General features: G+C 54.9%; 22 protein-coding genes and 2 tRNA genes. 13 read left to right on the forward strand and 11 right to left on the reverse strand.

From position 1 onward, the window contains the following. Positions 1-577: 577 nt before the first annotated feature. The 5 genes from G6R38_RS20825 to G6R38_RS20845 form a co-directional block, all read right to left on the reverse strand. Positions 578-650: transfer RNA gene (locus G6R38_RS20825), tRNA-Ala, on the reverse strand. Positions 651-726: 76 nt separating this feature from the next. Further along, a tRNA-Ile gene (locus tag G6R38_RS20830) sits at positions 727-800 on the reverse strand. A 198-nt stretch (positions 801-998) separates the two neighbouring features. Further along, positions 999-1,934, reverse strand: a complete 936-nt coding sequence (locus G6R38_RS20835) for a DUF6655 family protein (RefSeq protein ID WP_166830714.1) — start codon at positions 1,932-1,934, stop codon at positions 999-1,001. 229 nt (positions 1,935-2,163) lie between these two features. Further along, on the reverse strand, positions 2,164-2,691 hold the full coding sequence (locus G6R38_RS20840) for a tetratricopeptide repeat protein (RefSeq protein ID WP_166830715.1): 528 nt from the start codon (positions 2,689-2,691) through the stop codon (positions 2,164-2,166). 268 nt (positions 2,692-2,959) lie between these two features. Beyond that, positions 2,960-3,856, reverse strand: coding sequence for an FAD-dependent oxidoreductase (locus G6R38_RS20845; protein ID WP_166830716.1), 897 nt, complete (start codon positions 3,854-3,856; stop codon positions 2,960-2,962). A gap of 296 nt (positions 3,857-4,152) precedes the next feature. On the opposite strand from G6R38_RS20845, the gene G6R38_RS20850 reads away from it, so the two are divergent. After that, entirely contained in the window at positions 4,153-5,652 is a 1,500-nt protein-coding gene (locus G6R38_RS20850; RefSeq protein WP_166830717.1) for a DUF1501 domain-containing protein, read from the forward strand. Positions 5,653-5,774: 122 nt separating this feature from the next. Here the strand turns inward: G6R38_RS20850 and G6R38_RS20855 are convergent, their stop codons facing one another. Continuing rightward, positions 5,775-7,115 carry a hypothetical protein gene (locus G6R38_RS20855; protein ID WP_166830718.1) on the reverse strand — a complete coding sequence of 447 codons (1,341 nt, stop codon included), beginning with the start codon at positions 7,113-7,115 and terminating at the stop codon, positions 5,775-5,777. A gap of 714 nt (positions 7,116-7,829) precedes the next feature. Between G6R38_RS20855 and G6R38_RS20860 the strand changes: the two genes are divergently transcribed. Next, a complete protein-coding gene (locus G6R38_RS20860) occupies positions 7,830-8,513 on the forward strand; it encodes a hypothetical protein (protein WP_166830719.1) in 684 nt (227 codons plus the stop codon). A gap of 57 nt (positions 8,514-8,570) precedes the next feature. Here the strand turns inward: G6R38_RS20860 and G6R38_RS20865 are convergent, their stop codons facing one another. Both G6R38_RS20865 and G6R38_RS20870 read right to left on the reverse strand, forming a co-directional pair. Next, positions 8,571-9,065 carry a hypothetical protein gene (locus G6R38_RS20865; protein ID WP_166830720.1) on the reverse strand — a complete coding sequence of 165 codons (495 nt, stop codon included), beginning with the start codon at positions 9,063-9,065 and terminating at the stop codon, positions 8,571-8,573. 72 nt (positions 9,066-9,137) lie between these two features. Then, a complete protein-coding gene (locus G6R38_RS20870; protein WP_166830721.1) occupies positions 9,138-10,436 on the reverse strand; it encodes an MFS transporter in 1,299 nt (432 codons plus the stop codon). Between the two features lie 342 nt (positions 10,437-10,778). On the opposite strand from G6R38_RS20870, the gene G6R38_RS20875 reads away from it, so the two are divergent. From G6R38_RS20875 to G6R38_RS20890, 4 genes are all read left to right on the forward strand, one after another. Next, on the forward strand, positions 10,779-11,795 hold the full coding sequence (locus tag G6R38_RS20875) for a DUF1559 domain-containing protein (protein WP_166830722.1): 1,017 nt from the start codon (positions 10,779-10,781) through the stop codon (positions 11,793-11,795). 164 nt (positions 11,796-11,959) lie between these two features. Next, entirely contained in the window at positions 11,960-12,367 is a 408-nt protein-coding gene (locus G6R38_RS20880; protein WP_166830723.1) for a hypothetical protein, read from the forward strand. Positions 12,368-12,488: 121 nt separating this feature from the next. Beyond that, a complete protein-coding gene (locus G6R38_RS20885) occupies positions 12,489-13,451 on the forward strand; it encodes an alpha/beta hydrolase family protein (protein WP_166830724.1) in 963 nt (320 codons plus the stop codon). A gap of 60 nt (positions 13,452-13,511) precedes the next feature. Further along, positions 13,512-13,751, forward strand: a complete 240-nt coding sequence (locus tag G6R38_RS20890) for a hypothetical protein (RefSeq protein ID WP_166830725.1) — start codon at positions 13,512-13,514, stop codon at positions 13,749-13,751. A gap of 102 nt (positions 13,752-13,853) precedes the next feature. Here the strand turns inward: G6R38_RS20890 and G6R38_RS20895 are convergent, their stop codons facing one another. Beyond that, positions 13,854-15,188, reverse strand: a complete 1,335-nt coding sequence (locus G6R38_RS20895; RefSeq protein ID WP_166830726.1) for a Gfo/Idh/MocA family protein — start codon at positions 15,186-15,188, stop codon at positions 13,854-13,856. A 287-nt stretch (positions 15,189-15,475) separates the two neighbouring features. On the opposite strand from G6R38_RS20895, the gene G6R38_RS20900 reads away from it, so the two are divergent. From G6R38_RS20900 to ispH, 4 genes are all read left to right on the forward strand, one after another. Next, entirely contained in the window at positions 15,476-16,651 is a 1,176-nt protein-coding gene (locus G6R38_RS20900) for a THUMP domain-containing class I SAM-dependent RNA methyltransferase (RefSeq protein ID WP_166830727.1), read from the forward strand. Continuing rightward, positions 16,651-17,721, forward strand: a complete 1,071-nt coding sequence (locus tag G6R38_RS20905) for an alkaline phosphatase D family protein (RefSeq protein ID WP_166830728.1) — start codon at positions 16,651-16,653, stop codon at positions 17,719-17,721. Before G6R38_RS20900 ends, G6R38_RS20905 begins: the two co-directional genes overlap by 1 nt. Positions 17,722-17,730: 9 nt before the next feature. Then, positions 17,731-18,657, forward strand: a complete 927-nt coding sequence (yegS, locus tag G6R38_RS20910) for a lipid kinase YegS (RefSeq protein WP_166830729.1) — start codon at positions 17,731-17,733, stop codon at positions 18,655-18,657. 164 nt (positions 18,658-18,821) lie between these two features. Beyond that, positions 18,822-19,760 (forward strand): 4-hydroxy-3-methylbut-2-enyl diphosphate reductase, encoded by a 939-nt coding sequence (ispH, locus tag G6R38_RS20915; protein WP_166830730.1) that lies wholly within the window; start codon positions 18,822-18,824, stop codon positions 19,758-19,760. Positions 19,761-19,882: 122 nt separating this feature from the next. Here the strand turns inward: ispH and G6R38_RS20920 are convergent, their stop codons facing one another. Next, a complete protein-coding gene (locus G6R38_RS20920) occupies positions 19,883-20,137 on the reverse strand; it encodes a GlsB/YeaQ/YmgE family stress response membrane protein (RefSeq protein WP_166830731.1) in 255 nt (84 codons plus the stop codon). Positions 20,138-20,341: 204 nt separating this feature from the next. Here G6R38_RS20920 and G6R38_RS20925 point away from each other — a divergent pair, with 204 nt between their 5' ends. Beyond that, entirely contained in the window at positions 20,342-21,520 is a 1,179-nt protein-coding gene (locus G6R38_RS20925) for an N-acetylglucosamine-6-phosphate deacetylase (protein WP_166830732.1), read from the forward strand. A gap of 20 nt (positions 21,521-21,540) precedes the next feature. Beyond that, a complete protein-coding gene (locus G6R38_RS20930; protein WP_166830733.1) occupies positions 21,541-22,329 on the forward strand; it encodes a sialate O-acetylesterase in 789 nt (262 codons plus the stop codon). A gap of 80 nt (positions 22,330-22,409) precedes the next feature. Here G6R38_RS20930 and G6R38_RS20935 read toward each other — a convergent pair whose 3' ends face one another. Continuing rightward, complete coding sequence (locus tag G6R38_RS20935; RefSeq protein ID WP_166830734.1) at positions 22,410-23,723, reverse strand: PQQ-binding-like beta-propeller repeat protein; 1,314 nt, start codon at positions 23,721-23,723, stop codon at positions 22,410-22,412. A gap of 271 nt (positions 23,724-23,994) precedes the next feature. On the opposite strand from G6R38_RS20935, the gene G6R38_RS20940 reads away from it, so the two are divergent. After that, positions 23,995-25,044, forward strand: coding sequence for a rod shape-determining protein (locus G6R38_RS20940; protein WP_166830735.1), 1,050 nt, complete (start codon positions 23,995-23,997; stop codon positions 25,042-25,044). The last annotated feature ends 4 nt before the right edge of the window (positions 25,045-25,048 follow it).

The following is a 25,048-nucleotide window of genomic DNA, read 5'->3' on the forward strand; positions in this document are numbered from 1 at the left end:
CAATCTACCACCAAATTGTCAAAGATCACTCTCGCCGAAGCGAGTTAAGCCCAATCGGCTTAACTTAAATCACCGAAGCAACTTAAGTTGAACCGACAGAAGCGGGAGAGGAAGGATAGTTGAAAAATTTTGAAAGTCAAGCGACTTGTCAAAGTTTTTTTCATCCCCCTTTTCTTCACTTGCCGGCCACAAGAACCAGCGGAGCGAAGATTCTAGTGGAAGCTTTTTGAATGTCAACCGAGTGAGTTATTTTTTTTTCACTCAACATTCAGGCTTCAACCAGAAGCAGGACACCAAGAAAACTCTTGGCAACCCAACTCCCACAAACCCTTGAGATTTGCGGGAGAGGAATCTTAGGAGAAGATTTTCAATTGTCAACCCAGTGAAACAAGTTTTTTTCACTGAGTGACTCTTCACCCAAGTTGAGGCAAAGAGAATTAAAAACTCTCCGCTGCCTCACCCCGTCGACCGTTGCCAGTCAGCGGGGCGGAAATATTAGAGCTGGGTGTTTTGGAAGTCAAGCGAGTGAAGAAAACTTTCTTTTCGCTTTTCAAAACTTTCGCAAACCCAAACTCAGTGGAGACGATCGGGATCGAACCGACAACCCCCGGCTTGCAAAGCCGGTGCTCTCCCAATTGAGCTACGTCCCCGGCAGATTCAGGGGGGCGGGGTAACAGAAAACAGAGGACTTAACGTCTTCTGGCTCCTGACCCCTAACTCCTGAATTGGGTGTACGTGGATTCGAACCACGGACCTCAGCTTTATCAGAGCTGCGCTCTAACCAACTGAGCTATACACCCCCCTCACTTGTCAGGGCAGCATTCTTGCGTCTGCCCTCCTCGTTGTCTAGAGGTTCGCCCGGCTTTTTTGAAGAAAACCCGAAGATCCTCATCACGAGGCTGTCTTGCCTGTTGAAATGGACGCGAGAGACTCCGTTGTGGTTCGGTGTGAATCGCATCGATCTCGCCATTTTCCCGCGACTTGTTTGTCGTTGGGACTTATGGCTTCGGCTTTTTCGGCGGGGAACTTTTGCCTTTTATTGGCAAACTGTCCTTCGTCGCCTTCCCGAGCTTGCCAGGTTCCTGCCGTTTTTTATCGTCGGCGGGTTTCGATTCGGCGTCACCCTTGGGCTTTTCGGCTTCTTGAGTGTCCGCCTCTTCATGCACTGCTTGAATTGTTTTCTCAGCGGGAGCTGCGAAGTGCATTTCGGAATGATAGTCCACGGGCAACGCTGCGACGGACTCGGCTCCGTCTTCTCCGAATGACAAACCGAGATTGCTTCCAGCGAATCTAGCACGTTTATAGATGTTGCCACTTTGAATGGGACCAGCGCCCATGACCCACACATCTTTCGCGGTACTGCTGGCCTGCCGCACTCCCGATTGCCAGACCGGTTCTCCACTATCGCGGTGGTAGGCAAACGCACCGATCTTTGCGGCTCCCATCTGCTCATTTCGTTTGGCGATGGAAAGTTCCGGGAGCGTGGGAACTGTGGGTGTCCCTGGCAGAATTGAGGCAGCGGAACTCAGCAAATTGTTCGCCGGCATCCCGTAGGTGACTTCATGCTGATCCGTGCCGAGTGTTCCAACGCGTGCTTCGACAACGTAATCCGCGTCGTCTCGTTTCTCTCTGAGTAGGCAACGTGCGGCAACCAACTGTTGACGGATCGAGCTGATAATATAGTCCGCGTTGACGAACCCGACCCCTTTGACGGTCTTCAAATACGTCGTATCGAAGTAGACCGTTTCACCAGCGAGATCGGTAAAGTCGAAACCGGCTACGGTTTGATCCACGGCATCGGATGTGATCAGTTGCTCCGTCGCTGTGCGTTGGAGACTGTTGCCACATCCGAGAAAGAGACACAACACCAACCCGAGTCCCGTCCTTGGGATATTCAATCGGATTGCGTGGTTTTCGACGATCAACCGGCCCACCGCCTACTTCCTTTGCATGTGTTTGAGCTGGAAACCGGCGGGTTTATAGCGAATTGGGTCCATTCGAGGAATGCGAGTTCGAGGTTGATCGGAAACCGTCCAGTCTTTTCGCGTCCTCTGTTGTCGTTCAATAAGATTCTGGTCTTCTGTGTCTGCGGAAAGTTCGAAAAAGCCTTGGCTCTTTAGTTTCCACGAGACAGATTTCATTACGATCGACGCACAGCGGAGTTTAGAAGTCGAACCGCGGTTTTTCTGGTCGTTCCATGTCATCCAGCGAATCCAGATCGAATTCGAAGCCCCAATCTTCCGAGCTTGCTTCCCACGCTTCCATGTCGAATTCCGCATTTTCCTCACACCCGTCCATCTCACCGAACATGGATTCGCTTTCGACCAACTCGGGATTCATCTCAGCGAACATTTCCGCGACTTCGGCGAGAACCGGTTGGCCATCACGCCGGAAGCACTCACCGAGCGAGGTCCAAACCGTGCGATTATACGGAGCGGGCATGGTTCGGGCGGCTTCGTGCAGAGGGTCGATCGCCTCTTCAAAACGCTCGAGGTCTTTCAGCGATTCCCCAGTGAGATAGTGGACGAACGGTTGTAAGTCGGTCGTTTCCTCGTTGTGTGGGATGCACTCCAACTCGGCCAACGCTCGCCCTGGCAATTCCAATTCCAGATATCCTTCAGCCGCAACAAGATGGCGAACGGCTTTACGAGCAGCGGACCAGTTCACAGAGTCGGTATTGGAAAATCGCATTATGATGCACCTTGCTGATTGAGACGGCTTTTTGTTTGGAACAATCCCCTGCAAAGCAACCAGTGTGCCAAAACCACGCCAACTATCAGCCCGCAATCGACGACACATGCCATAAACCCTTGCATTTATTCACTTAAAGAAAACCAATCTTCAAGAAACACAGCCAAGACAAAAGCAGGTTTTAAGAAAAAAGCACCTTGAGAATTGCCGATTCGACAATCCTCAAGGTGCCTAGAAGTACGTTTATTCAAGCCGAACTGGCCTGACATTACTCAGCGGCCAACCGAACGGTTTCCAACATCTCACCCGCGTAGAGTCGCAAGTGGGGGGCTGGAATGTGCGGATGTTTGCCAGGTTTGTCAGCCATACGCCGGATAAAGCGTTCGAGATCGGCTTGATATCGAACCGTTTCGGGAAAACCGACCACGGAACCGATGGCATAAACCGTCGGTTCCCATGTTTGTCCATGAGGGTCGCACCACAACCGATCCCGTTCGTCCGCCATCAGACCGATTTCCTCGAGATTCAAAGTTTCGACATTGCCGACGCGTCCCACGGCGACAACCACGACTTCGGATCGAATCGGCAGCCGATTTCGAACATACGCAGACACACCACGTCCGTTTTGCGAGCGGATTCCGACCACTTCGCTCTCGAACAAACACTCCACGCCGGCGATTTGGGCTTGCCGAACCAAATCGACTGCCCCCCTCGAGAGCCAGCGTTGCGGATGTTGTTCAAGGACCCGGACCGTACTTCCTGCTTTGGCCCAATCTTCGGCGATTTCCAATCCGGTGTGACTGGCCCCGATGATGATGGCTGACCGTGGCGGTTCCTGTTTCGCCACATCCACCGCATCGAGAACCGTCGTTCCGTCGAAGGGAATTCCTTGCGGACGCAACGGACGGGAACCAGTCGCGATCAGAATTCGAGCAGAATCGAGAACAACTCGTTCGCTGCCCTGACCAATCGCCACCTGAGTCGCGGAGACAAACTCCGCATTTCCCCAAAAATGATCGATTCGGGCGTCGGCCGTCATCGATTTGGACCACTCGTTCCGGTCATCCTTGTGAACTAACGCTGTCCACAATCCCTGTCGAGCCGCTTCCAATGCGACTCGCGGGGCGACCGGGTCGCCACCAATGACAATTAGATCATGAGACATCTCACCACACCCCGCGTTAGTTCCTCAAGAATTCCCAAAGCACCTAATTGTCATCGTCCAGCACAGCCGCCCAACAAAAGAGGAAGACAGGGAAAGATCGGCAAACCTGAGAGTCGCCGCAAACTGCACAGGTTGATCTCAATTTTCCGATTGTGCGGGATGCATGGCGACTGAAAGAGTGACTGCGTACCGGGCGGCTTCCATGGATTGAAGCTGCGATTCACGGGGCAAGCGTTTGCATCCATGATGCGAACGGCTTAGATTGAAGTATCTAAATTTCTCGATGAGGTCGTATCATGTCTGCCGATTCACCGTTTGTTGATCACGCTCGACGAGATTTCTTAACGACGTCCGCCAGCGGATTGGGAGCGATTGGACTGGGAGCCATGCTCTCCCAGGATGGTGTTCTTGGTCCGCGTTCTGTTTTGGCAGACGATGCGGCGGCAGCGGTCAATCCTTTGGCACCGAAAGCACCGCATTTCGCGCCGAAGGCGAAATCGTGCATCTTTATCTTTATGGCTGGTGCCCCGAGCCATCTCGATTTGTTTGACCCCAAACCGAAACTCAACGAAATGAACGGGCAGAAATTGCCCGAGTCAATGACCAAGAATGTTCGCTTCGCCTTCATCAAAAAAGACTCCGCGAAGTTGATGGGCACAAACCGCACATTCAAGAAGTACGGTGAATGCGGCACCGAGTTTTCCGATTTGCTGCCGAACATCGGTTCAAAGGCGGACGACATTTTGCTCGTGCGGAGCATGCACACGGATCAATTCAATCATCACCCCGGTCAACTGCTGATGCAATGTGGTCGGGCCGCGTTCGGTCTGCCGTGCATGGGAAGTTGGTTAACGTACGGGCTCGGCAGCGAATCGCAGAATCTGCCGGGATATGTGGTGCTGACAGCGGGACGCGGTTCCAGTGGCGGCGCGACACTTTGGCAAAGCGGATTTCTGCCCAGCGTGTATTCCGGCGTGCGGTTTCGGAACGCCGGTGATCCCGTGCTGAATTTGGGGAATCCCGACGGACTTCCCCCGGAACTTCAACGGGCCGGGCTGGATGCCTTGCGTGAGGTCAATCAATCCCGATACGCCACCATGCGTGATCCGGAAATCGCCAGCCGAATCGCGAGTTATGAATTGGCATTTCGGATGCAATCGGCGGCACCAGAGTTGATCGATCTCGACGGAGAGACGAAATCTACGCTCGACAAATACGGGGTTAACCGGGAAGACCTTAAGGTCAAAGCGTCACGTGGTGGCGGTCCTGGGCAATACGGAATCTTCGCCCGCAACTGTTTATTGGCTCGCCGAATGGTCGAACGTGGCGTGCGATTTGTGAATATTGTCCACGCCAGTTGGGATCATCATTCGAATCTCGACAACGAATTGAAATACAACGCGGGTATGGCTGACCAACCGATTGCGGCGTTGATTCAAGATCTCAAAGACCGTGGAATGCTCGACGAAACGCTGGTCGTGTGGGCGGGAGAGTTTGGGCGGACACCGCTCGGTGAAAACCGGAACGGCAATCCCAACGCGACCGGTCGTGACCACCACCCCTTCGCGTTCAGCATGTTCCTCGCAGGCGGTGGGATTAAAGGTGGACAAGTTTATGGAGAAACCGACGAAATTGGTTGGGCTCCCACGAAAGACCCCGTCCACGTCAACGATCTCCAAGCCACCATGCTGAACCTGTTCGGTCTCGATCACCTCAAACTCACCTACCGCTTCCAAGGCCGAGACTTCCGGCTCACCGACGTCGCAGGTAACGTCCTCGACCGCTGGATCGCGTGATTAAAAAAGTGAGTGTGCCACGGCTCTGTGAGCCGTGTTTTTTGGGGATGATCAAACAAAAAAGCCCCGAGTGATCACTCACCCGGGGCTTTTTGCGTTTTGATGAACTGTAATGTCGGAAACTACCGAGAACCGGCGACTGACAAAGATGGTGCTGGCAGTTGCGGGCCGGACGTTGGCGACGGCTGAGTTGCTCGCGGAGCCGCTCGGACGAATGATGGAATCCGATTGGAAAACTTCGGACGCTCGATTGATTCCTGAACTGGCTTCGTGCTCGCTGGAGCAGCATCACGATTTTGGTCCAACGCACCGTGATGAGCTGGTGAAATCACGTTGAGTGCAGGCGGTTCCGGAGTAGGAATGGGCAGAGTCACGCCAGAGGCCGGCACAATGTTGCGGTCTCGGTGAATCGACGCTCCGGGTTTGAACGTTTCCGGATCTTTCTTGAACGTGCTTTTGTCGTTGTCGCGACGGAACTTTTCGCCGGATCGCGTGGGAACTTTGGTTTCGCTGGCGTCAGCGGAGCGGAACGCAGGATCAGAAGACGGAGCCAACGCTGTCGATGTGTTGCCGGATCGAGCAGCCATTGCGGTGGCTTGTTCCGGAGTCACCCAAGCAACCGAAGTTCCCGAAGGCACGCTGCGATAGACCGTAACCGGCACTTTTCGCGTGACTTCTTCGGCAACCATGCGAACTTTGTTGACGGCTACGCGACGGGTGGTTTGATGCGGTTCATACTTCGTCACGTTGTAAGTGACTTGTCGAGTCCCTGGAATTGCCACCGTGCGATTGACCGGAACGGTCTGCGTGACCATGTTGGGCACGTACTCACGATGAGTCCGAACACTCGGGGTGAACGCGGACCGCATGTTGTAAGAAGTCCGATTGAACCAACCGGCAAATCCCGGACGAGGATCGTACTCACATGGCGACGGTTTGCAGACCGCTTCCCGCCGAGTCACCCATTGGCCCATATCCCGCGTGACCGTTTGGCACTCGGAGACGGTTTGATAAGTCGTGTGTGGCACTTGCGCGGTGCGTTGTTCCACCACAGGACGGTATTCCGTCACGGGTTGTTCGACGTATTCGGTTTCCACAACCGGACGCTGCACGGTCACTTTTTGTTCTTGATATTCCGTTACCGGAACCGTGCGATACGTGGTTTGCGGAACCGGCACCAATCGTTGGACGACTGGTTGCACACATTGCACGGCGACCGGTTGGACGCATTGCATTGCAACCGGTTGCACACAAGGGTTGGAGACGGTTTGTGTGTATTGTGGAACAACGGCTTGCGAGTATTGTGGAACTCCACAATCGCAAGAGCTTCCATAGCCGGTGGGCGTGGCGTACGAGCCGTTACCGCCGACACCACCGTAGAACTGAGCCATTGCCGGGCTGGCTGCCACAAGCCAAGCAAAGACACCACATGCGCGAATTGCGCGAGGGACGCTTTGATACATGGATAGAATCCTGTCTGACGTTCCGAGACGGAGAGAGTTGAAGGGTGCCGCTGAACGACTCCGATGGGAGAACACCGGCCCGCTGACTGCTCAGGGCGGGCGGATTTTTACGATAATCCAAAATTTCGGTCAAGACCGACTGGTCGAAGATCCGATAGGCCCGCTTCCCCGCCCCGCGATCAATCTTTCCTAATCCTCAAAGGCGGACAAACTTCCCAATTCGCCATTTCTGCTCGGCCCGTTTCATCTACTCAACCCGCTATTTCTGCGCAGTCCGTAACGCTAGTCGTAAGCAGGACGTGTCCCGAGTTTTCTGCCCCACCTCACAGGTTCGGACGGAAGACCACTCTCGGCGCATGCTACAGTTCTGACGACAACGCTCTCGTGAATTGCTCACAGGGTGTTGGTCATCGGGCCTTATATAGGCGAGACCAATCAATCAGCTGCGAAAACCGCAACGAGATGGAATGTTCTTGCCCCAACAAGACCGGTTTATCCACCCAATCGGCATAATCGGAACGCACACTTGAGGCGGATCGAATTGTCGGATGGGGAACGGACAGATTGGTCGCAGGTCGTCAGCTGCGTCGCGGTGTATCGGAAGCCTCCGCCCGTAGCATGTGTTGGAAATCGAACCGCCGACTACAGAATGAATTGTTATCGGCAACGGACGAAGGTCCCGAGATTCGGGACTGCCTGGGAGATAGAGTTCACATGGGGTTTTTACAACGCTTCCTGAAGAATTCCGGACGCGAAGAACAAACCACCGCTGCTCCAAGTAGCTTTCAACACCTCAGTGATGAGGATTTGGAAGCCCATTTGGGTGTCGCGCGATATGGCCAGTTTGTCCTGACCGATGCTGTTCGGCCGAGCTACGATTTGCAAATCGTGCCCCGCGCCGGTTATCGGCATGATATGTATCAGGACCGCGACTCCGGTGTGCAAATCCCCGTCTTGATGGCGGCCGCCTCACGGGAATGCGTGATGGATGTCTTCATCGACATGCTCGACCCGTTGGGTGACCAAGTCGATGTCGTCTTGGAAACCAGTCACGACCGAACGAGCGGTGGACACGACGATTTGTATCGGGAACACATCGACTTGCCGGTCCTCAAAAGCATTCTCTACGACTTTGAGGATTTGCTACTCGACGATGGTTGCCTCGGCATCGCCGTTCTGAACCCACGGATTCCGTTGGAAGTTCAATTCGACGAGCACAAACTGCTCATCATGTATGGGCAAGAACTCGACGGATTTGAGAACGTGCTGTCCGACTACAATCTCAGATGTCAGGAAGACCTGCGGTTTATCACCGAAGCGGAACACGTCCACTCATCCAGCGATCATCACTTTGAAGAGTTCGAGCAACTGAAATATCGTCTCGGCATTGACGATTGAGCGACTCGCGGACTTTCCGGTCCGCGAGAGATGAATCCGGTGCTGCCATAACCAAACTTAGGCCGGTTGACGGGCGGCGATGGTTTCCAATGCCGACAACGTGTGGACCGAGGCCTCGCGGGCTTCGAGAATTGTGCGCCGGAAGACCTCAGGACGACTGACCCCCGACAACGTGAGCAGCTCTTTACCGCCGTTGTCGCGAATCACCAAATCCGCAGCGTGAAAGAACGCTTGGCCGGATTGCTGATCGACATCAACTGAACCAATCTGCGACAACGCCGCTTCCCCATGCAGGTTTTGGCCAATCGCGGACCAGCTTTTGACGGCGTGCGTCGTCAACTCATACCGCTCGCCAAACGCTTTTTGCAGTAGGTACAACGTCGCTCCCAGCGGAGCCAACGGCAGACCGAAAATGATCGCCGAGATGTTGAGAAAGCCAATCCGGCAGCAATTCAAAAGCGAACCGATCAACCGTCCCAATCCCCCCGCCGCGATCGACGGATAAATCACGGTAATCGAAGTTTCGCCAGGTGTGGTGGTTGTCGTGGCCATGTGTGGAGTCCGCGAGAACAGTTCCATCGAAATGATTCGGTGACGTATCCTAACGTGAGCTGCGTCGGGTTGCTAGCTTTCGGCGGTTTGAATCGGTGGAGATGCTTCGCCGAAATCGTGTCCGCTGCGGGCATGCACCATCACAAGCAGCAACGCCACGCCCATCAACGCCGCTCCGGTCCAGAACGGCAACGCCGCCGTCACCGCAAACAGCAGGTAACACACGCCGTGACCAATGATCCGAGCCAACGCGCTGAGACTTTGGTTCAACCCAAGAATTCCACCCTGCTGCTGGGGATCGCTTCGTCGAGAAATCAATGACTGAATCGGAGCCGGCACAAACGCGATCCCCGATGCTTCCAGCAACGCTCCGATGATCAACATCGGGAACGAATGTGTGGCCGTCCCGATTGCCAAGATGATAAAGCCAATCACCGCCGCGACTGTGCCCGCCGCCGAGAGTTTCGCTTCGGACACTCGTTTGGAGAGTTGTCGGACAAACCCTTGGGCAATGGCATTCACCAACCCCACGACGGCAAACATCATCACGACGACTTTGATATCATAGTTGAATCCGCCTTCGCTCTCCGGGCGTTGTAGCAAATACGCCATGATCGCCTCGAAGTTCGAAAACGCCAAGTTCGTGACGAACAACGTCATCAGCAGCCCAAACACGGTCGGCATTTTGACCGCCGTTTGCAGAGCTTGGATATCGAGCAGCTTGCTTTTCGCTTTGCTACTGCCAGCACCGAGCGTCTCGGGAAGTTTGAAGAAGGCGTAGATAAAGGCCATCGCCGACAACCCCGCCGCTGCGTAACCGGGAGCGGCACTGAGTCCATCCGATCCCGCGATATACATGGATGCCGCCGCGAGCAACGGTCCGAAGGTGAACCCCAACCCGAACGCTGCCCCGATGATCGCCATTCCTTTCGTACGGGTTTCTTTCGTGGTTACGTCGGCGATGTAAGCCTGAGCGGTGGGAATCGTCGCCGCGAACAAACCGGCCCCGATCCGGCTGACGAACATCCAAGTCAGATTCCGGGCCGCCGTTGCGTATCCGAAGATCGTGTAGAACACAACCGAACCGAACAACCCCATCAACAAAATCGGTCGTCGCCCGACTCGGTCGGATAGTCGCCCCCACAAAGGCGAGAACAAAAACTGCATCCCAGGGTGCGTAATCGCCAGAAGTGCCACCAAGTAAGTCCCGTTCTCGCCCGGAACCAACTCCTTCGCGTAAATGGCCACCAACGGGATGACCATGCCGAACCCCAGCAGATCGATAAACACCGTCAGAAACACCGCCAACAATGCCCCCTTCGCGGGAGCCGACACGGATGACGACGCGGGCGGATCGGTTGGTGAACTCATAACAATTTATTCCAAGGAATCAGCGAGGCAAAACGAACCCGCAGGTTAATGCACACCATCCCGCACGACAACCCGCCACAGCGATCAATCCGTGTCTGTACGGAACCGCCAGAAACTTTGCGTCCACTTCAACGTGTCCACTTACAAAAGATTCACAGCAAGCGTTCGCCCCATGATAAACGTGGTTTCACACGGACATCCGGCCTTACAGAATCACGAACAAGCAAACTTCGGGCAATCCTCATCTCACGTTCGGAAAACCTTCATCTTTATCTTTCTAATGTGAGCCCGTGAGCCAATTGTCGCTCAGATTCCGTACTTCTTGTCAGAAAGTTATCTCAGATGTTTGGAAGTCGACAGACACTTCGTCGTCGTGGTTTTACATTGATCGAGTTGCTGGTCGTGATCGCGATCATTGCAATTCTGATCGCCCTGTTGTTGCCCGCGGTGCAACAAGCTCGCGAAGCCGCTCGCCGCACCGAGTGCAAGAACAAACTCAAGCAAATTGGTATCGCACTGCACAACCACCATTCGAACAACAATTCCTTCCCGCCTGGAATTACCTCCGCGAACCCTGCGTCCACACTTTGGAATCTCGGTGGAATTCAAGAGCCGAGCTATCACGGTCCCAACTGGGCTTCCAACATTTTCGCCGAGATGGAACAACCGGCCTTGGAAGCGGACATCGTCGAATGCGTCAAAACGTGGAACAACACCTCGGACTACTGCGAGTTCTTGCCATCGCGTTTGAGCACGTGGACCCCGAAAATGTACCTCTGCCCCAGTGCGGAACTCATCACCGCGCTCTACACCGGCTGGAATACCGACGAGCAATCGAAAGGTAACTACGCCGCCAACTATGGTTCCCACAACCTGTACTCGTTCAAGAACAAATCGACTGCGGGAATTTTTGGGATCGTCGAGGTGGATTCCACCGATGGTTTGGCAGAGATGGGTCGTGGCAAAGGAACTCGCTTCCGTGACGTCCGCGATGGGACATCGAACACCGTCATGATCAGTGAAGTAATCGGGTTGGATAGCACGAGCGACAGTCGCGGCGTGTGGTTCGGTGGCTGGATGGGTGCAACCGCATTCACCACTCACGACGGCCCCAACGCCAAAGACACCGACGTCGTCCCCGGTTGCGACAACAGTGCCGTCACGCCAGGTAGCGGCATGGGATGTACGGAGAACTACAGCGACGAGAACACCTGGGCGGCAGCACGAAGTGAGCACGCCGGCGGTGTGAACGCTGCCATGGCCGACGGCAGCGTGCGATTCATTTCCGACACGATTGAACTCAGCGTTTGGCAAGCTCTCAGCACCCGTGCCGGTGCCGAAGTCATCGACGAGTTTTAACCCCCGCCCGATGTCGTTTTGACGACCCACCCCCACTGACACCGACTTGAAGACCAGGCAGTGAATCCACCCCCAGCGTGTATTCGCTGCCTGTGACTCGGTGTACGCATCCTTACAACACGAGCCACTGAACTGGCTCCCGTTCCTTCCATCAGGTTACCCCAATGACGAAATTCGTCCCCTGCACTGCTCTTGCTAGTCTTTGCTCAATCTGTGTTTGTCTGCTAGCGGGTTGCGGCGGTCAGCCATCTGGACCACCAGAGACCACCCCCGAAAGCGAAATTCGGAACAAGGTCAACTCCGTCCCCGACATGGCGATGATGCCAAAGGAGTTTGCGAAACTCTTCGTCGATAACAAACCACCCGAAGGAGCCACTCCCAAGAACTATGCTCCGCTAACCTGCGAAGCGAAATCCATCGTGATCGAAGACGACACAGCGACTGTTCAGGTTGCCATCTCCAAGACTGGCAACGAAGCAGCAAACCCAGAATCCGCCCCGACCGCCGAATGGATCTTGGTGAAACAAGGCGAGAACTGGAAAATCAAAACCGCCCCCCTGCCCGCTTCGTAAAGACGCTTTCAAAAACATTTTCGAAACCGAAACTGTAGTATCGAGGTAAACACAATCATCAACAAGTGACTTGCCACCTTGTCTACTTGTCTCCACATCAACCGAATAAGCGATTCCCACCATGATAGGACAGTTTCGATCGAGCTTGGCAATCGTTGTTGTGGCGTTGATGACGACAGTTTCTTACGGGCAAGACAATGCAATCCAAGAGTTACGATTGGAACCGGTCGACCGACTTCGAGACCGAACCGTCCCAATCAAAGTCTATCACTCAAACTCAGAACGCCCGCAACCGGTGATCCTCTTTTCGCATGGACTCGGCGGTTCCCGCGAGAACAATCCCTATCTGGGAAACTATTGGGCGGCGAATGGTTATGTCGCGGTCTTTATGCAGCATCCGGGAAGTGATGACGACGTCTGGAAGTCCGCTAAACTAGGCAAACGGTTCCAAGCTCTGAAAGCGGCGGCTAGCACGCAAACAGCGTTGCTTCGATTCGCCGATATTCCATTCGTTATCGACCAACTCGAAATCTGGAACGCGAAGTCCGGGCATCCGCTTAACGGTAAACTCGATCTCGAACACATCGGCATGAGCGGTCATAGTTATGGAGCCGTCACAACACTAGCGGTCGCCGGACGCAAGTTCCCATTCAATCAGAACTTTGCCGAAACGAGAATCGACGCCTTCCTAGCAATGAGTCCGCAACCAGGCAAAGGCACGCAAACCGCCAAGACATTCGGACATCTGACGCAGCCAATTCTCTGCATGACAGGCACCAAAGACGGCAGCCCCATCGACCCTACTTTGAAACCGGCAACACGTCGCGAAGTTTACACAAGCTTACCAGCCGGTGATAAATATCAGTTAGTCCTCCACGACGCGGAACACTCGGCTTTCGGCGAAGGCGGACGTTTGCTCCGTCGACGACAACACCCCGAACATCACCCCGCCATTCAGCAAATTAGTCTTCACTTCTGGAACGCTTACCTTAAAGACAATGCCAAGTCTCGAAAATGGTTGCAATCGAATCAGCCCATCACAACAACGAAGCTCGACGAACAAGACATTTGGGAATGGAAGTAGCGAGAAATCGGTTTCCATGAACCGGTGACTTCCCAAAGACATCCGATTTCATGCAGACCAATGTCTAGTTCGATCCCAATCGACGACACCGGACGTTTCGTATTGGCGACGCCGCCGAAAACCGGCATCTACACCGTGACCTTGACACCACCAGAGCCAAAGCAGTTACCGCCGGGAAGCCCATCACAGAAACCGGATGAATTTCCCGTACCGCGAAAGTATCAAGACCTGTCCATGTCCAACCTCACAAAAGAGATCACCACCGGGAAAAACAATCTGGAGGTTGTCATTCCCGAATAGGAACCCTCATACCGACTCGACTCAGAAGACTCAGACCATTCGTCATGTGACAGCTCAGGTTTTCAGCGCAATGCTTAATCACCTGAGCTTTCACAGTTAGTTCTATAGTCCTTTGACTTGCCAGCCTTCGCGATAGTCTTGTTTGACGTAGCTGTTTGCCTCATCGGAGTTGATGAAGCGGAGTTCTTGGGAGTCCCATTTCAGTTCCTGGGAACCGACACGCGAAGCCACGACTCCGAGCAGCACGGTCTCGGTGAGGGGGCCTGCATAGTCGAAACTGCTGTTGGGGGTGCTGCCGGTTTTAATGCCGTTGACCCATTCTTCGTAGTGATTCAATCCAGGGATCTCCTGGAGGCTCACTGGTGCGGCGGAGTAGACCTGCGGAGTTCCACCATGCGGGCACAAGAGCGTCCGGTCTTCACCGATCATCAACACGCCGTTTGATGGCAACTTGGTACCTGGCGGCAAGTGAGAACCTTCAATGCTAGGTAGTCGACCGCCATCGTACCAAGTCATTTCGAAGGTGTCTTCGGCGGTGTGGCGTGTGCCACCGAAGCGGTAACGGATGGTTTCTTCCTTTGGGAAGGTTTCCGCGTTTGGAGTCGGCCCGTCATACTGAACCGAGAGTGCCGGTCCCAGTCCGAGTGACCACACGACCGGATCGATGATATGACACCCCATATCTCCCAATGCCCCCGCACCGAAGTCGTACCAACCTCGCCATTTGAACGGATGGTAGACATTCTTCACATAAGGCCGTTCGGGAGCCACTCCCAACCAGGCATCCCAATCCAACCCTTTTGGCACAGGGTCCGAACCTTGGGGGCGATCGATGCCCTGCGGCCAAACTGGTCGGTTGGACCATGTATGGGCGACCTTCACTTTCCCAAGCACGCCACCTTGCACCCAATGGGCCAGCGTACGATAACCGGAACCACTGTGGTTCTGGTTCCCCATTTGGGTTGAGACGCCTGCCTCCGCCGCCGCATTCGTCAGAGCGCGGGCCTCGTGAATGGTTCGCGTGAGCGGTTTCTGTGTGTACGTCGCGATGCCATGCTGCAACGCCGTCATCGTGATGGGGGCGTGCATGTGATCAGGTGTGCTGACGGTGACGGCGTCGATGTTGCCGGCTTCTTTGTCGAAGAGCTTCCGCCAATCGCTGTAGCGTCGGGCTTTCGGCCATTTCTCGACTGCTTTGGCAAATCCCCCGCGACGCGTTGTGTTCGTGTCGACATCGCAGAACGCAACAACATCACAGAACGCCGCCGCTCCGTTGAGATCCGACCACCCCTTCCCGCCCACACCAACGGCGGCCAACCGGACCCGCCCATTCGGAGCCGCCGACTGGAGAATCGCGGGTGCCGCTAACGGAAGCGTCAACCCGGCGGCCGTTGAGGCGAGAAATTCACGTCGATCGAGTCGGGGATGTTGGGTCATTGGTCATACTCCAAAAAATCCATCAGGAAGACGAGCGATCCAACCACGCTGAATCGACGAATTCCAGAGCAATCAATGCACGTTTGCGAGTGTGGAGGTCGCAAATTCCCGGATCGTCAGTTCAGGTTGGGAGCAACGTGTGTCATCCTAACCGTTTCGCGGTTGAAACTTCCACCAACGCATCAACGAGAACTGTTTCTCATCGGCAAATCGGGCTGCGTCTCGATTCGCGTCTGGCAATTTGTTATGACCGTTGAGAAACACACTCCTTCCGCCCCTAGAGATCCATGACCGATTCCGCCCCCCAACTTGACCTTATCGCCACTATGCCGTTCGGTTTGGAATCCGTTGTCGGACGTGAGTTGGCTGCCCTGGGGTACACCGAGCAAACCACCAGCGATGGTCGCGTGCAATTCCAGGGCGATTGGTCGGCGGTTTGCCGATCGAATGTGTGGTTGCGAAGTGCCGACCGCGTCTTGTGGAAGATCGCCGAGTTCCACGCGGACGACTTCGACACGCTATTCGAAATCACCACGCTGCAAGATTGGCCGAACATTCTGGGCAAGACGGCGGCGTTTCCGGTGCGAGCGAAAAGCGTCCGGTCACAGTTGCATCATACGCCGACGATTCAATCCATGGTCAAGAAGTCGATTGTCGAATCATTGCAACGTCGCTTCGGAGGCAATTGGTTCGATGAAACCGGACCGGCCTACGAAATTGATGTATCGATCCTCAAAGACAAAGTGACGTTGGCGATCAACACCACCGGTCCCAGCTTGCACAAACGTGGATACCGAACTTTGGTCGGAAGTGCTCCGTTGAAAGAAACGTTGGCAGCTGCGTTGGTGCAATTGAGTTTCTGGAACCGTGAGCGACCGCTGATCGACCCGTTTTGCGGTTCCGGCACGATCGCCATTGAAGCCGCGATGATCGGGTTGAATCGTGCTCCGGGAATGCATCGGGAATTTGCCTGCGAAACCTGGCCGCAAATCGCATCCGAGATTTGGACAGACGTTCGCGAGGACGCGAAATCTCAGGAAGTCGAAAAGTTGGCCCATCCGATTTTGGCCACCGACATCGACACACGAGCAATTCAGTTGGCTCGCACTCACGCTGCAGCCGCCGGAATCGAAGACGCCATTCACTTCGAACGCAAACCGTTTGCCGAACTGCAAACCTCGAGAGAATACGGGTGCATCATCACCAACCCACCCTACGGCGAACGCTCGAGTTCCCAACGCCAAGCCGAAGCGACATACCGCCAAATGCCCAAGGTGTTTGAATCGCTGCCGACATGGTCCTTCTACGTGTTGGCATCGAACCCGAAGTTTGAGCAATTGATCAATCGAAAAGCCGACCGGCGACGGAAGTTGTACAACGGTCGGTTGGCATGCACATATTATCAATTTCACGGTCCGCGCCCGCCCCGTGCCGTCCCGGCTCCAGCCAAGGAACCTACCTGATGATTGTTCGTGTACTGTTTCTTCCAGCACTGTTGGTGCTGCTGAATCTCATCTCGGTGAGCGAGGTCGTTCGGGCTGACGATGCACCGCTGAGCCGAATCGCATTTGGGTCCTGTGCGAAGCAAGAAAACCCCCAACCGATTTGGAACGGCATTCAGGTCAGCAATCCACAATTGTTTCTGTTCATCGGTGACAACATCTACGGTGACACACGGGACATGGCCGCGTTGAAAGCGAAGTGGGCCAAGCTCGGGGCTCAATCGGGGTATCAGAAACTCAAGTCGAGTGTGCCGATCTTGGCGACATGGGACGACCACGATTACGGCGAAAACGACGCGGGCAGCGAATACCCCAAAAAGGTAGAATCGCAGAGAATCTTCCTCGACTTCTTCGAAGAACCCGCCGACTCCCCAAGACGCAAACGCGAAGGAGTGTATCTGGCGAAGATGTTCGGCCCGGAAGACAAACGCGTGCAGGTGTTGCTTCTGGACACCCGCTACTTTCGCAGCCCACTCATCCCCAAACGCTGGCAAACCGAACCGGGTTCGGGCGAGCACGGCGTGTATCTACCAAACACCAATGCCGATGCGACCATGCTCGGTGAGACGCAATGGAAGTGGTTGGAAGCGGAGCTGAAAAAACCCGCCAAGGTGCGAATCATTGCGTCCAGCATTCAAGTCGTGGCGGACCAACACGGCTGGGAAAAATGGGGACTCATGCCCCACGAACGTCAGCGGTTATTCGATCTGATTCGGAAGACGAAAGCGAACGGTGTTATCTTCGTCAGTGGAGACCGGCATCACGCGGAAATTTCCCGACTACCGGCCGAGGTCGTTGGATATCCCATCTATGATGTGACCTCGAGCAGTTTGAACCAGCCCAGCAAATGGCGGAACGAATTGAACGAACACCGTGTTGGTGTAGTGTACAATCCGGAAAACTTTGGCACGATTCACATTGACTGGCAGACCGCAGACCCAACAATTCGTCTGCAAGTTCGCGGCATGCAGAACGATGTTGTCCTGCAAGCCAAAACATCACTCAGTGAACTTCAACCCCCTGCGGATTAAGCCACACCCATGTCCACACCGGAACTGTCTCATCGTTCGCTGTGTTTGATCGTCAATGGAAAGTGTCGGGATGATGCGGAACTCATTCGCGTCATCGATTTACTGAAGTCGCAAAATCGTCGGATCGAAGTCAACTTCACGAAGCAAGCTGGAGATGCCTTCACGCTGGCAAAAGATCGTTGCCAATCCAATTGGGATGCCATCGTCGCGGTCGGCGGGGATGGAACCGCCAATGAGGTCGCTCAGGGCATGCTCAGTGCGGAAGACATCCAAGCCGCGTTTGCACTCATCCCTTATGGCACGGCCAACGATTTCGCCACCGCTTGTGGGATTCCGGCGAACAATCCGGATGTGGCCATCGAAATGCTCGACAAAGCCCCACGGAAGGCGATCGACGTCGGCAAGGTCAACGATCAGCACTTCATTAATATGGTCAGTTGTGGGTATGGTGCGGAGATCACGGCGGAAACGGCACCGGAACTGAAGCAATTGCTCGGCGGGTTTGCGTACTTCGTCACGGGGGTCACGCAGGCGGCCAACATTCAACCACGCACGATCCATGTGACCGCTGATGATTTCCAATGGTCCGGTGAGGCCCTCGCGATCACCGTCGGCAACGGCCGACAATCCGGCGGTGGCTACAAACTCGCACCCAAAGCCATCATCGACGACGGTTTACTCGACGTGACCATCGTCAAAGATTTTCCGCTGATGCAGTATTTCGAAGTGCTGGCAGAACTCAAGGAAATGACCACGCACTTTGAAAGCGAACACCTGATTTACCTTCAAACCGATCGCTTGTCGGTCGAAGCTCCCGACGGTTTGCAGTTCAACCTCGACGGTGAACCGGGCGAAGACAAACATCTGGAGTTTGAATTGCTACCACGTCGCCTGCCCTGTTACCTACCAATTCGGGCTCCATTTCAGGGCCTTTAGAACGAACACGTGGCATCGGATTTCGCTATCAAACGGAAAATCGCAGCGGGAACGAAACTCAAAATCCTCAGACGTACACTCAAATTCCTCCGTGAAGCCGTTAAACTTCCCGCCATCTGCGGTTACACTGATGGACCGAACCTCGAAACCATTGAGGAATTCTCATGGAAATCATCTTGGCGAACCCACGCGGCTTTTGTGCCGGCGTGAACATGGCCATCGACTGCCTCGACGAAGCGATCCGCATGTTTGGATCGGAGATTTACGTCTACCACGAAATTGTGCACAACAAATATGTGGTCGAACGCTTCACGAAACAAGGCGTGACCTTCGTGAACGATGTCAGCGAAGTTCCCGAAGGTTCGATTCTGCTCTACAGCGCCCACGGCGTTTCTCCGGAAATCCGCAACCAATCTCGTGAGCGGAAGTTACAGACCATCGACGCCACTTGTCCGCTCGTGACGAAAGTCCACTTGGAAGCCATCCGATACGCGCGCGGCGGATACCACATCTTGCTGATCGGTCATGAAGGCCACGACGAAGTCATCGGCACGATGGGCGAAGCTCCGGAGAGCATTACGCTAGTCGAAACTCCGGAGGAGGTCGCGGAACTTCCATTTGGCCCAGACGACAAACTTGCGTATCTCACGCAAACGACGCTGAGCGTGACCGAAGCCGGTGCGGTGATCGATGCGTTGGTCGAGCGGTATCCGCACATCGAATCGCCCCCGAAAGGCGATATTTGCTATGCGACCACCAACCGGCAAGACGCCATCTCCCAACTGGCTCCCCAGGCGGATTTGGTCCTAGTTTTGGGAAGCCAAAACAGCTCGAACAGTCGCCGCTTGAAAGAAATCGGCGAAGCTGTCGGGAAACCGTCGTACCTCATCGACACCGCCAGCGAACTCCGGCCGGAGTGGTTTGAAGGCATTAACACGGTGCTGATTTCCGCTGGGGCGAGTGCGCCGGAGGTCGTCGTAGAAGAAGTCGTCGATCACCTTGTGAAGACGTTCAACGCGACCATGCGGGAAGAAGTGATCCGTGAGGAACATGTTCATTTCCCGTTGCCGAAAGAATTGCGTCGCCTGCAAGTCACGAACTGACAACGCTTGCAAGAGTCGGCTGCCGATCGTAGCATCAGACATCAACAGACGCTGATTTCAACCCCACCGACTCGCAGGGGACTGATCGACCGTTCGCACTCCCAGCGGAATTGTGAACCCGATCAGTCTGTTTTCTTCAGAATTCGATATCCGAGCAGCAACAGCATGGTGCCGCCGATCGCCATGGCAAAGCTCCGGATGTCGAAGCCATCCACGGTGCCCCATCCGAGTCGCGTGCCGATAAATCCACCGACAAATGCACCAGCGACTCCCAATAGAATCGTCACCAGACAACCACCAGGATCATCGCCTGGCATCAATAATTTCCCCAACGCGCCGGCAATCAATCCAAAAATCGCCCAGTACAGAAATGCCATCGGTTTCGTGTCCTTCTTTTATGGTGATACGTAAAAATTCTCGGTTCCCAGGACAAGAAGCAACTTGCGCTCCGAGATTTCCAAAAATCTCGTTGGAACAATCACCAAACAGAATCACTCACAATAACCTGTTGATATCGAAGAAGATGCGCTCAAGAACCGAATCAACACGAACACTATTTCGACATTGAATAGAGATTTCTTATGCAGGTTTTCGGTCGGCATTATCAGAACGGTGAACCGATTCGAGTCACCTTGAACGCTGGACGCATTCGACGCGTCGATCCGGTGTGGCCGGATGACTCCACCGCCGATTGGCCATGGATCGCGCCGGGTTTGTTCGATTTGCAGATCAACGGACACTCCGGCACGTGGTTCAGCCAGGAGAATTTGTCCGCGGACGACGTTTGTTTGGTGGTCGAGAAGTATCTGGCTCACGGGGTGACTCGTCTTTGTCCCACGTTGATTACCAACTCGTTCGAAGCTCTCCGCGATGGATTTTCCGCAGTCGCCGAAGCGTGTGATCGGCACGAGTGGGTCGATCGCATGGTGCCCGGTTGCCATTTGGAAGGCCCCTACATTGCCGCCGAAGATGGTCCTCGCGGTGCGCATCCACTCGAGCACGTCCGCCCCGCCGATTGGGACGAGTTCACGGAGTGGCAGAAGGCCTCCGGTAACCGGATTCGATTGGTGACGGTCGCGCCGGATCAAGAGAACATCGTCCCGTTCATTCGACAAGCGGTGGAATCGAGTGTGGTTATTTCGATCGGTCACACCGGTGCCACTCCCGAGCAGATCGAAGCCGCCGTCGATGCCGGGGCCACGATGAGCACGCATCTCGGCAACGGTGCCCACGGCACACTGCGACGACACCCGAACTACCTTTGGGAGCAACTTGGAGATTCTCGCTTGTGGGCGGGGATTATCACCGATGGACACCACCTTCCCGCCAGCGTGGTGCGGTCGATCATTACGGCTAAGGGCGTTGATCGGACGATCATCACTTGTGACGCGTCCGGGCTCGCCGGTTGTCCGCCGGGAGTGTACGAGGAAGGTGCCGTGGCGATGGAAGTCTTGGAAGACGGACGGCTCGTGGTCGCCGGTCAACGGCAGTATCTTGCCGGTTCGGGACAGGAAACTGATCACTGCGTTGCCACCGCGATGAAGATGGCTCCACTCACTCTCGGTCAAGCCATCGACATGACCAGCCGCAACCCCGCCCTGCTGCTCGGCTATGAAGAATGTCGTCTCCGCCGTGGTTCCCGTGCGGATCTCGTGTTGTTCAACTGGCAACCCGGCGGCACGTTCGACACCGTCGCGACTTTCCTCGCCGGTGAGTTAAAATACGGCGAAGTCCCAGAACCCGCTACGATCACGAGTTAACTGCTTTAGAAAGTCCTCCCATGCGATTCCTCAAAGGTGTTTCGGTCCTCACACTGACAGCATTACTGTGCTTGCATGTCACGAACCTCGTCGCAGAGGACGAAAGTGCAAGTTCCTACAGCGGACCGAAAGAAAAGCTCCATGTCTATCTGTTGATTGGTCAATCCAACATGGCCGGGCGAGCACCGTTCAGTGACGAGCAGTCGGGAGCCATCGCCGGTTGCTATCTGCTCAATGGTGACGATCAATGGGAGCCTGCCAAGAATCCGTTCAATCGCTATTCCACCATTCGCAAATCCCTGAGCATGCAGAAGATGAATCCGGGTTACGGGTTTGTTGAGATGATGTCAAAGGCCAAGAAAGACGCCACCATTGGCCTCGTTGTGAATGCCAAAGGCGGAACGAAGATTGAGCAATGGGCGAAGGGCACACAGTTCTACAAGGAAGCTGTCCGGCGGGCGAAAGAAGCTCAGAAGACCGGCACGCTCAAAGGAATTCTTTGGCATCAAGGTGAAGGCAACGGCAGCAACCCCGAAGGCTATCTGAAGAAACTCGAAACCTTGATCACAGATCTTCGGACCGACCTCGGCAATGAAGAGCTTCCGTTTGTCGCCGGGCAAGTTCAGAATCTCCCGCCGATTAACGATCAAATCGCCGAACTCCCCGCAACCGTCCCGCACACCGGCTTCGCCAGTTCCAAAGGTCTCAAAACCATGGACCGCTGGCACTTCGACACCCCCAGCATGCAAAAACTCGGCCAACGCTACGCCCAAGAAATGCTCAAGATTGAAGCCAAGCAAAAGAAGTAATCGGTAGTCGGCAAGTAGAGACAACTCTACACAAAGAACACCGCAGGCAGGGTTACGCTACGTCAACCCTGCCTGCGTGACTAGTTTTCGGCCAAGTCGAGGCATAGGCACTCTTTGTCGTTGCGAAGGTAGACTTTGCGGTTGGCCCATGCTGGTGGACACCATACGACGTCTCGTCCGAATGCGTTGTTGGTTGGCTCGATGACTTTGACGCGGTCGATTTCTTCGTAGCCTTGGCGGGAGAGCTTTGCGATGAGAAGTTCACCGTGTTCATTGAACATCCAGAACTTCTCAGCATTCTTGACGATGAATGCCGTTGCCGAGTTCGAGGGGCGTTTTGTGTTGACGGGCTCTCCGGATTGCCACAGGCGATCGCCGGTTTTCAACTCCACACCGTACATCAACCCGTTCTGATCGAAACCGTATAGAGTGCCGTCTCCCAGGAACGGTTGCACGTTGACTGGCGAAATCGCTTTTTTCGACCGATCTCGCCAGAGTGGTTTCGCTGCGGGCTTGGTTTCGTCTAGCTCGATAAGAATGTTGTTGTTCGAGAAACTGCCGGCAAATAACAGATTGTCTTCGATGACGGGGGTCATGATCGCGGCACCGTTTGTGGCTTCATATGGAACCGACCAGTAAAGCTCTCCGGTTTCCGGATCGACAGACGCAACAGCCGATGGGTGAAATAGGATCAACTGTCGAACACCGCCGGCGTCAATTATGGACGGTGGAACATAACCGGTTTGAGGGGTTTTGAGGGCCCGCCAAATTTCTCGTCCCGTGTCCTTGTCGAAAGCCACTGCATGAGCGTCTCGGCCGCCAACCACGCAAATCAGTTTTTGGCCGTCGATCAACGGATGAGCCGCGAACCCCCAGAGTGGCGTTTTGGCTTGATACTCGTTCGGGAAATTCTTGGACCACACCACTTCCCCGGTCTGGGCATTCAAACAATACAAATCGCCCTCAGCCCCAAGTGTGTAAACCTTGCCGGCGTGAACGTTGGGCGTGCAGCGTGGTCCTGCGGGATAGGAAACGCGATACCGCACCGGGTATTCGTGCTTCCAAATTTCTTTTCCAGTGGCCTCATTCAAGCAGAGGACTCGTTCGGTTCCCGAGAACTGCTTACGATCGAAATTGTCGACCTTCACATTTTCTTTCGTCACGTAATCCATCACGTAGACTCGGCCATTAGCCACCGCCGGTCCGGAATACCCGCCAGCGATCGGAACCCGCCACACGACTCGCGGGCCTCCTTCCGGAAACGTTTGCAGAAGTCCGTCTTCTCGCCACACGTTGTCACGATTCGGCCCCATCCACTGCGGCCAATCGTCGGCATGGAGACTGGTTGTCATGAACACCACAAAGCAGACCGGCAGAAGTTTGGAGAACAACATGGAAGGACTTTCGTGGTCAGGACACAAGGCGGGAAGCGTGTTTGAACGGAGTCAGCAGTAGCCGCCAACGTACCACCAAGGGTCTTGGAATCCAACTTCGCATCCATTTTCGCCGCTGTGATTACTGTAAGAAAGCCCGAACGTCAGATTCGGACGTTGATCCCATCTGCAAATGGCGGAAACCTCGTCTTGTCAGAAATCAGCGCGCAAAGTACAGTCCCCCATTCTGAACAACTTCGAATGACCCCGCCCATTTTGCGAGCCGGCACGGATGCTGCATCGTTTGCGACAATGGTTATGCCCGGACCTTGCCATCGACTTGGGTACCGCGAACACTCTGGTTGCGGTGCATGGGTTCGGTGTATTGGTGAACGAACCGTCGGTGGTGGCGTTGCAGAAAGGCAGTCGACGGGTTCTGGGGAAGGGAACAGCCGTCGGAAAACTGGCCAAGCAAATGCTCGGTCGCACGCCGGATTCCATCACCGCAATTCGTCCGCTACGAGACGGTGTGATTACCGATTTCGAACTCTGTGAGGCGATGCTGCGATACTTTATCCAGAAGGCCCGCAAGAACAGTCGGGGTCTGCGGCCGCGAGTGGTGATCGCGGTACCGGGTGGCATCACACCGGTCGAAAAACGGGCCGTCTTCAACAGTGCCGAACGCGCCGGAGCCGGTCGCGTATGGCTGGTCGAAGAATCCAAAGCCGCCGGGATCGGGGCCGGTCTGCCGATCTCCGAACCGATGGCAAGCATGGTCTGCGACATCGGTGGTGGGACCACGGAAGTCGCGATTTTCAGTCTGGCGGACATCGCATCGTCGCGATCCATTCGGGTCGGTGGCGATGAACTCGATCAGGCCATCATCGACTACATGAAACAACACTTTTCGCTTCGAATTGGTGACCAAACGGCGGAGCAAGTCAAAATTGCCGCCGGGAGTGCGTATCCGCTCGACCAGGAATTGACGGCGGAAGTCAACGGTTTGGACACCATCAGCGGTGTGCCTCGCAAGGCCATCGTGACCAGCGAAGAAATCCGCGAGGCATTGCAAGACCCGCTCGAAGCGATTTTGGGCTGCGTGAAATCGACTATCGAAAGCTGTCACCCCGAACTCGTCGCCGACTTGGCTGACAACGGGTTGATTCTCACCGGTGGCGGAGCACTGTTGCGGAATTTGGATCAATTTTTGTGGGAACGACTTGGTATCCCCGTGCGGGCAGCGGACGATCCGCTCACGACTGTGGCGCGGGGAACGGCCATCTGCTTGGATCACTTCGCCCAATGGCGGGACAGTTTGGACTCCGGCGATCGCGACGTATAGAGGA

Origin of the sequence: Thalassoroseus pseudoceratinae (assembly GCF_011634775.1) — a bacterium.
In the GTDB taxonomy this organism is placed as follows: Bacteria; Planctomycetota; Planctomycetia; order Planctomycetales; family Planctomycetaceae; genus Thalassoroseus; species Thalassoroseus pseudoceratinae.